9 protein-coding genes are annotated in these 12623 nt (G+C 66.3%); 5 read left to right on the top strand and 4 right to left on the bottom strand.

Translation table 11 applies throughout. The features are described 5' to 3' along the window. Positions 1–265: 265 nt before the first annotated feature. The 4 genes from NZL82_RS02495 to NZL82_RS02480 form a co-directional block, all read right to left on the bottom strand. Positions 266–1264, bottom strand: a complete 999-nt coding sequence (locus tag NZL82_RS02495; protein WP_261268184.1) for a DUF3667 domain-containing protein — start codon at positions 1262–1264, stop codon at positions 266–268. A 79-nt stretch (positions 1265–1343) separates the two neighbouring features. Further along, entirely contained in the window at positions 1344–2975 is a 1632-nt protein-coding gene (locus NZL82_RS02490; protein ID WP_261268240.1) for a Na+/H+ antiporter, read from the bottom strand. A gap of 315 nt (positions 2976–3290) precedes the next feature. Then, positions 3291–4319, bottom strand: a complete 1029-nt coding sequence (locus NZL82_RS02485; RefSeq protein ID WP_261268183.1) for a glycosyltransferase family 1 protein — start codon at positions 4317–4319, stop codon at positions 3291–3293. Positions 4320–4334: 15 nt separating this feature from the next. After that, positions 4335–5219 carry a UDP-2,3-diacylglucosamine diphosphatase gene (locus NZL82_RS02480; protein ID WP_261268182.1) on the bottom strand — a complete coding sequence of 295 codons (885 nt, stop codon included), beginning with the start codon at positions 5217–5219 and terminating at the stop codon, positions 4335–4337. A 733-nt stretch (positions 5220–5952) separates the two neighbouring features. Between NZL82_RS02480 and NZL82_RS02475 the strand changes: the two genes are divergently transcribed. From NZL82_RS02475 to galA, 5 genes are all read left to right on the top strand, one after another. Further along, positions 5953–6663 carry a copper homeostasis protein CutC gene (locus NZL82_RS02475; protein ID WP_261268181.1) on the top strand — a complete coding sequence of 237 codons (711 nt, stop codon included), beginning with the start codon at positions 5953–5955 and terminating at the stop codon, positions 6661–6663. A gap of 116 nt (positions 6664–6779) precedes the next feature. After that, complete coding sequence (locus NZL82_RS02470; protein ID WP_261268239.1) at positions 6780–7517, top strand: GntR family transcriptional regulator; 738 nt, start codon at positions 6780–6782, stop codon at positions 7515–7517. Then, a complete protein-coding gene (locus NZL82_RS02465) occupies positions 7510–8550 on the top strand; it encodes an SIS domain-containing protein (RefSeq protein ID WP_261268180.1) in 1041 nt (346 codons plus the stop codon). The genes NZL82_RS02470 and NZL82_RS02465 overlap by 8 nt, the downstream gene beginning before the upstream one ends. Then, positions 8547–9686 (top strand): N-acetylglucosamine-6-phosphate deacetylase, encoded by a 1140-nt coding sequence (gene nagA, locus NZL82_RS02460; protein ID WP_261268179.1) that lies wholly within the window; start codon positions 8547–8549, stop codon positions 9684–9686. Before NZL82_RS02465 ends, nagA begins: the two co-directional genes overlap by 4 nt. Then, complete coding sequence (gene galA / locus NZL82_RS02455) at positions 9683–12589, top strand: beta-galactosidase GalA (protein WP_261268178.1); 2907 nt, start codon at positions 9683–9685, stop codon at positions 12587–12589. The genes nagA and galA overlap by 4 nt, the downstream gene beginning before the upstream one ends. The last annotated feature ends 34 nt before the right edge of the window (positions 12590–12623 follow it).

Raw genomic sequence — 12623 nt, 5'->3', positions numbered from 1 at the left:
CGGGCGCCGGTCCGACGCGGCAAAGACCTTGGAAGATGGGCGCCGATCGCGCTTGGCGAAGGGAGTGGGGCGCGCCGAGCCGATGGGCAAAATCCCCCCTATCGTCAGGCTCTTCCTCGCCACCCCGCGTCCCCTTCAATCTACCGGCTTATCTTGCGCCGGTATTCTCATGGTATGTTTTGGTATCATGACAAGGCGGATCGGGGGCGTCCACCCTTTTATCGTGTGAAACAATTCGTCTCGGCGCTGCAACCGATTGGCGGTGTCAGTGTGCGATGCCGAGCGCCAGCAAGCCGATCACCCAGATCAGCAAAACGGTCGCCGCCATCACGCACAGCGCCACCGTCATGAACAGGCTGGTCACCCATCCCAAACCATAGGCGCCACGCGTCTGGGCGAAGAGATGCACCGGAAAGGCTAGCATCAGCATCGCTTCCCCCGGCAGATGCGCCAGCTTCACCCACAGGATCATCACCACCGTCAGCAGACTGACGAAGCTGAGCGAATAGGTGACGAAGACGGCATGATCGAACATCGCGACGCCGCGTTTCCAGATGAAGAACAGCCCCATGAACGGCATCGACAGCAGGATCAGCGCCCAAGAGAATTTATAGCCATTGGCCTCCATCTTGAAGAAAAGGAACTCCGGATCGCGCGCGGCATGGGCCAGCTTCTCGTCGAGCGATTTCCAGCCGGTCATCACGGGGGCATGATGCTCTGCGTTGCCGGAGGGCGCACCGGCGACCTCTCCGCCCCCGAGCGCCGCGCTCGTCAGATCGAGCTGGCGATAGCGTTCGGCCAGGCGCGCACGTTCCTTGTCGATGGCGGCGACATCGCCCTTGTTGGCGACAATGGCAGGACGCTGTCGATCGAGCGCGGCGATCTGCGCCTGGGTTTCGACCGCCTTGGCATGGATTTCGGTCGCGGCCTCCTGCGTATCGGGGGCCTTCAACGTCGCGAAGCCGCCCAGGATCGAGTAGGCGATATAGAGCAGGAAGACGCTGAACAGATACAGCGCCAATGGTGACAGGAAACGCCGCCGCTCGCCCGCGATATAGCGGCGGGTCAGCTCGCCCGGGCGGGTGACGAGGAAGGCGATGGTGCGCCAGACCTGCCCCTCGATATGCAGCACGCCGTGGCTGAAATCATGCCACCACGCGCCCAATGTGCGATGAATATGCGAGGATTGGCCGCATGCGTGGCAATAATGGCCGACCAGCGTCGCGCCACAATTCAGGCAGCTTTCCCCGACATTACCGTGCATCCCACCCCCCTGATGCAAACTCCATTGGCGAGACACGATAAATTTCGCCTTGGCGCAAGCGCAAAGATGATGGTCGGGCTCAGCTTTGGGCGGACAGGCGGGTATCGATCAGGTCGAGTTCGCGCCCCAGCCGCTGTGCGGTGGCGGAACCGATCATGCGGGCGTTGAGCAGTTCGAACACCACCCGCCGTTCAGCCCGGATCGCGGCCAACCGCATCTTGCGCTCCACCTCCTCGAAGCGGCGGGCATCGGGGTCCACATCGCCCTCCAGCGTGTCGATCCGGCTGCGATAGCCGTCCATCAGGCGCGAGGCGATCTCGACATATTGGTCGGCATCGTCGCGGCCCTCGGCCATTTCATGCTGGAGGCGCTCCAGTTCCGCGATCGCGGCCTTGGCGGCGGCGAGCCGGGTCCGGTCGAGCTCGCTGGCGGCATCCTCATTGGGCAGAGCGAGGCCGCGCAGCAGCAGCGGCAAAGTCAGGCTGGCGATGACCAACGACGAGAGGATGACCCCGCATGCCAGGAAAATGACCAGATCGCGCGCGGGAAAAGGCGTGCCGTCGGTCAGCGTCAGCGGCAGGGTCAGCGCACCCGCCAGCGTGATCGCGCCACGCGCGCCCGCCACCGACATGGCGGTGATGACACGGCGCGGCGGACTGGTATGCTGCGGATTGTTGCGATGTCGGAACAGGGTCAGGCGCAATGCGACCCAGGTCCAGGCGAAGCGCAACGCCGCCAGGCCCGCGACGATGGCCAGCACATACAGCCCCAGCCACCAGATGCTGTGATGCCCGGTCAGCATCACCGTGTCGCGCGCGCCGGCGAAGACCTGCGGCAATTGCTCGCCCAGCAGCACGAAGATGATGCCGTTCAGCGTGAATTGCAGCATGTCCCACACCGCCTGCCGCCGGATGCGGGTGGCGGCCTTGGCCCCCGACGAGACGTTGGTGAAGGACATCGCGATACCTGCCGCCGCCGCCGCCAGCACGCCCGAACTCTCGATATGTTCGGCGACCAGATAGGCGGCAAAGGGGATCAGCAGGCTGACCAGAATGTTCGATCCGCTGTCGTCGCCGAAACGGCGCGCGAACAGCCCCTTGGCGGTGATCGTGCCCCAGGCGATCCCCACGCCCAGGCCGACCCCGGAGATCGCCATCCACAGGAAGGTCAGCCCTGCTCCGGTCAGCGAGAACGCCCCCGTCAGCGCCGCCGCCACCGCGAAGCGTAGGCAGACCAGACCCGACGCATCGTTGAGCAGCGATTCCCCTTCGAGGATGTGCATCATGCGCTTGGGGATGGGGGCCTTTTGCGCGATGGCCGACACCGCGATCGGATCGGTCGGCGACACCACGGCGGCCAGCGCGAAGGCGACGGCATAGGGCATGGCCGGGATCATCCAGTGGATAAACAGACCCATGCCCAGCACGGTCAGGAACACCAATCCCAGGGCCAGTCCCAACACCGCCCCCGCGTCGCGAAACAGTTCGTCCTTCGGAATGCGCCAGCCATCGAGAAACAGCAGAGGCGGCACGAACAGCAGGAAGAAGATTTCGGGATCGAGCTCCACCCGGATCTGCGCGATGCCACCGATCACCGCGCCGAGTGCGATCTGGACCAGCGGGCGGGGCAGCGCCGAGGGCAGCAGGCGGGAGATGATCCCGCTCAACACCACGGCGAGGAGGAGGAAAAGGCTAAGCGTGACGACGTCCAATCGGGGACCTTTCGGGTGCAGCGGTTGGAGCGGCCATGGCGACAAGCGGCACGACCGATGGATCAGCGACAGGCGGGCAAGCCCCGCACCGAATCGCGCGAGGCCCATGAATGACATGGGCGGCAAGCTTGGTTCAACCCGTTAAACGGAGTTTTCCAAGTTGATGCATGTGTCGGCCCGACCTTCCCAGAGCAAGAAGCCCAGCAAATCTGGTGAAGCACGCCCACGAGGGGAAGTTGCTGACGCCTCCCCAACGGATTTCGGCCTTAACGGGACGGTGCGGCGAGTTTCGCCATGACCCATGCCGAGAAGGGGCTACGCCGCCGCGCGCAGGGGGTGGTTGATGGGGGCGAGTGCCGCAAGGAACTGCTCCGCGCTCGCCCGCCAGGTGAAGCCCTGCCCATAAGCGGCGCAGGTGTCGCGATCACGGCTCAGCGCCCCGGCAATGGCCACGTCCAGCGCTTCGTCCATCACGCCGACTTCGGGGGTGAGCACGTCGAGCGGCCCCTGGACCGGCAGCGCGGCGACCGGCGTGCCGCAGGCCAGCGCCTCGATCATCACGAGCCCGAACGTGTCGGTACGGCTGGGAAAGACGAACACATGGGCCGCACGGTAGATCGCCGCCAGTTCCTCGCCGAATTTCGCACCCAGGAAATGCACGTGCGGATATTCCGCAGCCAGCGCCGCGCGCGCCGGACCATCTCCGACCACCACCTTGGAGCCCGGCGCATCGGTCGCCAGAAAGGCGGCGATGTTCTTCTCCACCGCGACCCGCCCCGCATAAAGCTGTACCGGACCGGGCAATGCGCGGACGAACGCGTCGCGCGGACCATCGGGGCGGAAAAGGGCGGTATCGACCCCGCGCCCCCAATGGCGGCTTTGCGGCAGGTCATGCGCGGCCAGCGCCGCCGCCACGCTGGGCGTCGAGGCCAGGATCGCGGACGAGGGCGCATGGAACCAGCGGACATAGCGCCATACCAGTTCGGGGCTGATCGCCCTGATCCGCGCGGCGACATATTCGGGGAACTGGGTGTGATAGGCGGTGGTGAAGGGCAGACCGCGAGACAGGCACCACCGCCGTGCGCGCAGCCCCAATGGTCCCTCGGTCGCGATATGGATCGCATCGGGGCGAAACGCGCCCAGCGTCCGCCCGACCACGCCCGGGCCCGGCATCGCCAGCCGTATCTCGGAATAGGTGGGGCAGGGCACCGAGGCGTAGAGATCGGGCGAGATGATCGACAGATCATGGCCCATTGCTCGCAGCTCCGCCGTCACCGACTGCAGCGTGCGGACCACGCCATTCACCTGGGGGGACCAGGCATCGGTGACGATCGCAATGCGCATGCCGTTTCCCTTCGCTCAGGCGGCGATGGCGGCCGCCATGGGCTGCTGGCGGCGGGCCTCCATCTCGTCGCCCCAATGGAGGATTTCCATCGTGCCGTCGAAATGCTCGACCAGTGCGGTGCAGCCTTCCACCCAGTCGCCGTCATTATAATAGGTAACGCCGCCGATCTCGCGAATTTCCGCGGTGTGGATATGCCCGCACACCACGCCGTCGACGCCGCGCGCACCCGCCGCATGGGCGACTACCTCCTCGAAATGCGAGATGAAGGCGACGGCGTTCTTCACCTTGGCCTTGGCGTGCTTGGACAGCGACCAATAGGGGCGCTTCATCCACCGGCGGACGATGTTGACCCAGCGGTTCACCTCCATCAGCGCGGTATAGGCGAAGTCGCCGACATGGGCGAGCCAGCGATGCGCCAGCGTGATCGCGTCGAACTCGTCGCCGTGCAGGATCAGCAGGCGGCGGCCATCCGCCGTCTCGTGGATCGCCTTGCGGCAGATGGCGATGCCGCCGAAATCCATGCCGGTGAACTGCCGAAATATCTCGTCATGATTGCCGGGGATATAGACGACGCGGGTGCCCCGCTTGGCGCGCTTGAGCAGCCGCCACACCACGTCATTGTGCGCGGCGGGCCAGTAGAACTTCTTCTTCAGCCGCCAGCCGTCGATCATGTCGCCGACCAGATACATGGTCTCGCTATCGACATGGTCGAGAAAGTCGATCAGCATCTCCGCATTGCAGCCGCGCGTGCCGAGATGGACGTCCGAGATCCATATGGTGCGATACCGGCGGCGCTCATGGCCTTCGGGTTCGGGCCTCACCGGCGCGCGAGGGATGAAGTCGAGAATGGCGGCGTCTTCGTGCAGCGAACCATCCATCGTTATGCTGGTCATCGGCATCGGCGTTCCCCACGCTTGGCGTCCCGCCTGTCATGCCCGTCATCTGTTACGCCTGCGTCGCAAATCGGTGACAGACGCGCAGCATTTCGATGACTCCTTCAAGTCACGCAGATGAAAAGCCCGTCGGTCCCATGGTCGACGGGGCTGTCTCGCATCGTCGTGTGAAAGCATTCCCCTGGAAACGTACGCTCACCGACGCTGCATAGGTCCGATCATTCTTATGGGAGGCGGCCAGACGGTGCCTGCTTGCCTCGATCTGGCAGTAGGTCTTGTCGTGCAGCTTCTGTGCGTAGGCGGTCAGCTTGGCCGGGCGGACAGCAGGGGCGCAATCATGGTGCCGCAGGGGCTGCCCTCTTGTCAGGATCGGCTCGGCGCACCGTCGTTCAGGATCATGGTGCGAACGCCCAACATGCCGAACCCCCCCCTTGTGTGCGTCGCGCCGCGCGGCGAGGCGATGTGCGTTACAAGATAAGAGGGTGTAGGGATTCCCTGCCCTCGGCAATCTGCTTTATATTTCAAGCATACCAGTCTGTAACCAAAATGCCATTGGTCCGAAAACGGGAAAAGTTTGTCGTCGACCTTATGAGACCATTATACTGGCGCATTGCGTCTTGGGCTGCTTAAATGACAGAATCCTGGCGTCTGCCGTGGCGAGGGGCGGAGCGGCGGCTGAATAATTTTCTGGGGGATGCAGGCGATGGCGACACCATTGTCGCGATGTGGATCGACGCTGTTGGAAATTTGCGTCGACGATGCTGACGGCATTGCCGCCGTGGCGGCGGCCGGGGGCGACCGGATCGAGCTATGCGGTGCGCTTGCGCTGGGTGGGCTGACCCCGTCGGCGGCGCTGGTCGCCTGTGCGGTGGACTCCGGCGTTCCGGTCCATGCGATGGTGCGCCCCCGCGACGGCGACTTTCGCTATGACGCGGGTGATGTCGCCGTGGCGACCGAGGAGATCCGGCGCATGGTGGCGCAGGGTGTCGCTGGCGTCGTGGTCGGAGCGATGGCGGACGACCACCGGCTCGACCTCGACATATTGGCCCGCTGGCGCGACGTGGCGAAGGATGTGGCGATCGTGCTCCATCGCGCGATCGATCTGGTCGCCGATCCGGTCGCGGCGGTCGAGGCGGTGGCTGGTCTGGGCTATGATCATATTCTCACCTCGGGCGGCGCGGCGACGGCGGAGCAAGGTGCTGCCGTGATCGCAGACATGGTCGCGGCGGCGAATGGCCGCGTTGCGATCATCGCCGGGTCGGGGGTTTCGGCGGACAATGTGGCGCAACTGATCGCCAGGACCGGCGTCGATGCGGTCCATGCCTCCGCCAGTATTCGCGAACCATGGGGGGATTCGCGGATCGAGGCGATGGGTTTCGCATCGGGTCAACGGCGTCGAACCGATCCCGCCCGCATCACCGCCATCCGTCAGGCTATCGAGAGAGGGTAAAATCCAATGTATGCCATATATAATACCTATTGCCCGGTTGATGGGGCTGCGATAGACCAGTCGTCGAAGCGGTACGCGGCATGAGTGACGCGAAGGCAAAGGGGGATGGCGCGGCCATGACATTCTCGGCGCAGGTCGGCTCTTTCCGAAAGGGGAACCCCGCGCCGTTATACCTTCAGCTTCAGCAGTTGTTGCGCGATGCGATCAACGGCAATGTGCTGGCCGAGGATGATGCCATTCCCGCCGAACGCGATCTGGCGATCGAATATGACGTGTCGCGGATCACGGTGCGCAAGGCGATCGGCGGTCTGGTGGAGGAGGGGCTTCTGACGCGGCGGCGCGGTGCGGGCACCTTCGTCGCCGGTCGCGTCGAAAAGAGCTTTTCCAAGCTGTCTTCCTTTTCGGAGGACATGATCGCGCGAGGTCGTACCCCGAGCAGCCAATGGGTCAGCCGCGCACCCGGCACGGTCACGCCCGAAGAGGCGATGTCGCTGGGTCTGTCGCCGGGCGCGCCGGTCTATCGGTTCCAGCGTGTGCGCTTCGCCGACGAGGTGCCGATGGCGATCGAATTGTCGGCCATTGCGGGCTTTGCCTTGCCCTCGATCGAGGCGGTGGACCGGTCACTTTACGCCGCGCTGGAGCGGGCGGGGCACCGGCCGGTGCGCGCACTGCAAAGGCTGCGTGCGGTGCCGTTCGGGGCGGACCATGCCAAGATGCTGAACGTCGATCCGGGCCATGCGGGCCTGTTGATCGAGCGGCGCGGATTCCTGCGCGATGGACGGGCGGTGGAATATACCCAGTCCTTCTATCGCGGTGATGCCTATGATTTCGTCGCGGAGTTAACCGATGTCTGATGTGATGACCGCCGGAAGTGCGGATGCCGGCACCCTGATGGGAGCGGAAGCGGGCGAGGCGCCGGAGGCGATCGCCCGGCTGCTCGCGCGCAATGCGCCGACCGTCAGGGCGCTGGCCGAGCGGCTGCGTGCCGCCCCGCCGCCGGTGATCATCACCATCGCCCGTGGGTCGTCGGATCACGCCGCAACCTATGGCAAATATATATTGGAGACCAAGACGGGTGTGCCGGTCTCCTCCGCCGCTCCCTCTGTCGCGTCGATCTTCGAGACGACCATGAAGGTGCAGGGCGCGCTGGTCATCGCCATCTCGCAATCGGGTCGCAGCCCGGACCTGCTGGCGACGGTCGAGGCTTACCGAGCGGGCGGCGCGCATATCGTCGCGCTGGTCAATGACGAGGAATCGCCGCTGGCGACCGGCGCCGACACCTTCCTGCCGCTGTCGGCCGGTCCCGAAAAGGCCGTCGCCGCCACCAAGTCCTGCCTGACCGCGCTGGCGGGTCTGGCGCAGCTGGCTGCCGCCTGGGCCGGTGACAAGACGCTGGAAGCCGCGCTCGCCGATCTCCCGGGGCAGGTCGAACAGGCGCTCGGCCTCGACTGGTCCGCCGCCGTGGACGGCCTGCGCGAGGTCAGCCAGATGTTCGTGCTGGGGCGCGGCTATGGTTATGGCGTGGCGCAGGAAGCCGCGCTGAAGCTGAAGGAAACCTGTTCGATCCAGGCCGAGCCGTTCAGCGCCGCCGAAGTGCGTCACGGCCCGATGCGGATCGTGGAGCCAGGCTATTCGGTGCTGGGCTTCGCCACCTCCGACATCGCGGGCGAAGATGTGCGCGCGGTCGCCGACCAGTTCGAGCAGCGCGGCGCCAAGCCGTTCGTCGCGGGGCAGGGGGGCGCATTGCCGATGGTCGCGGGCCACCCCGCGCTGGAGCCGATCGCGATGCTCGCCAGCTTCTACCGCATGGTCGAGGCTCTGGCCCTTGCCCGTGGCATGGACCCCGACTCCCCGCCGCATCTGCAGAAAGTGACCCGCACGCTATGACCCGCTTCCGCTTCATCAACGGCCATGTCGCGACTTCGGGCGGTGTCCTGCCGGGTGCGGAGATCGTGGTGGAGGGCGACCGGATCGCCGCCATCGGCGCGGTCGAGGGTTCGGGCGACGCGATCGACCTGAACGGCGGCTGGGTCGTCCCGGGTTATATAGACACCCAGGTCAATGGCGGCGGCGGCGTGCTGTTCAACGACCGGCTCGACGTGGACGGCATCGCAGCCATGGCGGCGGCGCACGCCGTTTATGGCACCACCGCGATGCTGCCGACCCTGGTCAGCGAGACGCCCGACAAGATTGCCCGCGCGCTCGACGCCATCGATGAAGCGATCGAAGCCAAGGTGCCCGGCATCGTCGGCATCCATGTCGAGGGGCCGGTGCTCAATCCGGCGCGCAAGGGCATTCATGACCCGAGCCGCTTCCGCGATCTGGACGAAGAGATGGTCGCGGTCCTGACTCGCCCGCGCCGTGGCAAGGTGATGCTCACCATCGCCCCCGAACGCGTGCCGGTCTCGACGATCGAACGGCTGGTTCAGGCCGGCGTCCTGGTCAGCGCGGGGCATAGCGAAGCCAGCTATGAGCAGGCGATGGCGGCGTTCGATGCCGGCCTGTCGGGCATCACCCATTTGTTCAACGCCATGCCCGCGATGCAGCAGCGGGTGCCCGGCCTTGCGGGCGCGACGCTCGACGATCCGCGCCCCTATAGCGGTCTCATCATCGACGGCTTCCACGTCGCCGCGCCGATGCTCCGGCTGGCGTTGAAGGCACGTCCGTTCGACCGGCTGATGCTGGTCACCGACGCCATGTCGTCGGTCGGAGCGGTCGAGAAGGACTTCGTGCTGCACGGGCGCCATATCGACGTGTCGGGTGGCAAGTGCACCTATGCCGACGGCACGCTGGCGGGCTCCGACCTCGACATGGGGGCGGCGGTCGCCAATGCGGTCGAACAGTTGCGGATCACGGTCGATCAGGCCACCGCCATGGCCGCGACCCATCCGGCCGCGTTCTTGGGGCTGTCGCATGAGCGTGGCGCGCTTCAAGTTGGGCTGCGCGCCGATTGGGTGGTGCTCGATGCCGCGCTCAAACCCGTCGAGACGCGGATCGCCAGCGCCGAGACCGTCGCGGCATGACGATCGCGCGCCGCGAACTGCTGCTGAGCAGCGCCGTCGTCGGGCTGGTGGGCGGCATCGCGCCCGTCCCGGTCTTTGCCGCACAGCGCCGCCCGGCGGACGGCGCGGGCGCGCTTCCGATGCCGGCGCCGGTGAACGCCTTGCCCGCCGCGCTGCCGGTGCAGGACCCTGCTCGTGTCCTGATGGATCGGGGCTGGCTGTTCCATGAAGGCGATGTCGAACCCGCACCGCTGGAGACGCATGACGCGACCTATGCGTCGGTCAAGGCGGGCAATGCGCGCGGGGCGGCGGCGGTCGATTATGACGACAGCGAATGGCAGTCGGTCGATCTGCCGCACGACTGGGCCTCGTTCCAGCCGTTCGAAAAGACCGCCAATGTCGCGCAAGGCTATCGCCCGCGCGGGATCGGCTGGTATCGGCGCACCTTCCGTCTCGACCCCGCGCTTCGCGGACGCCGGATCGAACTGGAATTCGGCGGCATCGCGACCAACGCGACCATCTGGGTCAATGGCAGCGTCGTTTCGCACAACTTCTCGGGCTATAGCGCGGTGCGCATCGACCTGACGCCGTTCGCACGCTTTGGTGATGAGGCCAACGTCGTCGCGGTCCGGGTGGACGCCAACGCCATGGAGGGTTGGTGGTATGAGGGCGCCGGGCTCTACCGCCATGTCTGGCTGGGCGATTACGCACCGGTATCGATCGCGACCGATGGCGTGCATGGCGACCCCCGCCGCCGCGCCGACGGCAGCTGGCACGTCCCCGTCACCACCACCCTGACCAGCATCGCCCCCACCGAAACCACGGTCACGGTCGAGGCGCGGCTGCTCGATCCGCAAGGGCGCGTCGTCGCGCAGGGCCAGGCGCAGGCCAGCGTGGCGTCGCTGGAAGAGGGGACGGCGGGCCTCGACCTGCCGGTCGCCGACCCCGCGCTGTGGTCGATCGAGCGGCCGACGCTCTACACGCTCGACGTACGGCTGCTGCGTGATGGAGGGATGGTCGATCAGCGGCGCGTGCCCATCGGGTTCCGCACCATCCGCTTCGATGCGGACAAGGGCTTTTTCCTCAACGACAAGCCGGTCAAGCTGAAGGGCGTCTGCCTGCATCAGGATCATGCGGGCGTGGGTACCGCGATCCCCGACGCGCTGATCGGCTGGCGGCTGGAGCGGTTGAAGGCGATGGGCTGCAACGCGGTCCGGTCCAGCCACAATGCGCCGACGCCCGAACTGCTCGATTGGTGCGATCGCCTCGGCCTGGTGGTGATGGACGAGAACCGGCAGTTCAATCCGGCCCCCGAATTCCGTGCCCAGCTCGAATGGCTGGTCCGCCGCGATCGCAACCATCCCAGCGTCATTATGTGGTCGGTGTTCAACGAGGAACCGATGCAGGGCACGCCCTCGGGCGTCGAAATGGTCAAGCGCATGGCGCACTGGGTCCGCGGGCTGGACGACAGCCGCCCGGTGACGGCGGCGATGAACGGAGCGTTCTTCAATCCGATCAACGTCGCGCAGGTCGTCGATGTGACCGGGTTCAACTATTACCAGGGCGACTACGACCGCTATCATCAGCTCAATCCGACCAAGCCGATGACCAGTTCGGAGGATACCAGCGCCTTCATGACGCGCGGTGCGTTCGAGAGCGATCCCGCCCGCCATATCGCGTCGAGCTATGACGACGAGGCGGCGAGCTGGGGCGCGACGCACCGGGCCGCGTGGAAGAAGATCGCCGACCGGCCCTATGTCGCGGGCGGTTTCGTCTGGACCGGCTTCGACTATCATGGCGAGCCGACGCCCTATGAATGGCCGACCATCGCCAGCTTCTTCGGCATCATGGACCTGTGCGGTTTCCCCAAGACCGCGTTCGACATTCACCGCGCCGCCTGGGTCGATGACGAGGCCGTCGTGGCGATCGCGCCGCACTGGACCTGGCCGGGGCGTGAGGGCAAGCCGACCAAGGTCATGGTGCTGTCTAACGCCGAACGCATCGTCCTTCGCCTGAACGGCAAGACGGTGGGCGAGGCGGCGGTCGACCGGCTGATGGGCAATGAATGGACCGTGCCCTATGCGCCCGGCCGGATCGAGGCGATCGCCTATCGCGGCGGGCGCGAGGTGGCACGCGCCGCGCATGAGACCACCGGCGCACCGGTCGCGCTCCGCCTGACTCCCGCGCGGACAGTGATGGCGGGCGATACCGAGGATGCGCAGGCGATCACCATCGACGCGGTCGACGCCAAGGGGCGTCATGTTCCTACCGCCAATCTCATGACCCGCTTCACCATCGACGGCGGCGCGATCATCGGTGTGGGCAATGGCGATCCGAACAGCCACGAGCCGGAAAAGGGCCTTCAGCGCTCGCTGTTCAATGGTCTGGCGCAGATGATCGTGCGGCCCGATGCCGGGCGCGGGCGGATCACGATCCGCGCGACGGCGGACGGGTTGAGGCCTGCCAGCCTGCGGCTCGACCGACTGGGTGTGGCCCCGCGCGCGCAGGTGCCGCTGGCCGCAGGCGATATGGACCTGCGCGACTGGCGCCGGTCGGAGCGGCAGGATGCCAAGCCCTCGCCCGATTTCGCGCCTGCGTCGAACGACAATAATGGCTGGGCCTTTGTCCGGGCGGGTACGCCCACCCCGGCGGAGGCGGCGGGTTACCGCGTCTATCGCACCATCGTCACGCCGCGCCATGCGGTGGCGGCGCGGGGCGGGGAGATCCGCTTCGGCTCGGTCGGCGGCATGGCCAGCCTGTGGGTCGATGGAGTGATGGTCGCCGAGAAGCGTGATCCGCAGCCCGGCCCGCTGGTCGCGCCACTGGCGCCGGGACCGGGCAAGCGGACGATCGTCCTGATCGTGGCCGCGCTGGGCAATGTCGAAAGCGGCCTGTTGGGCCGGGTGTCGGTGCGCGACCGCTGATTGGCGGCGCGCGCTTTACCGACAAAGGGATGCG

Origin of the sequence: Sphingomonas sp. LC-1, assembly GCF_025371035.1 — a bacterium.
Taxonomy (GTDB): Bacteria; Pseudomonadota; Alphaproteobacteria; order Sphingomonadales; family Sphingomonadaceae; genus Sphingomonas; species Sphingomonas sanguinis_E.
The sequence above is the reverse complement of the archived record's forward strand: the minus strand, read 5'-3'. Positions and strand labels throughout refer to the sequence as shown.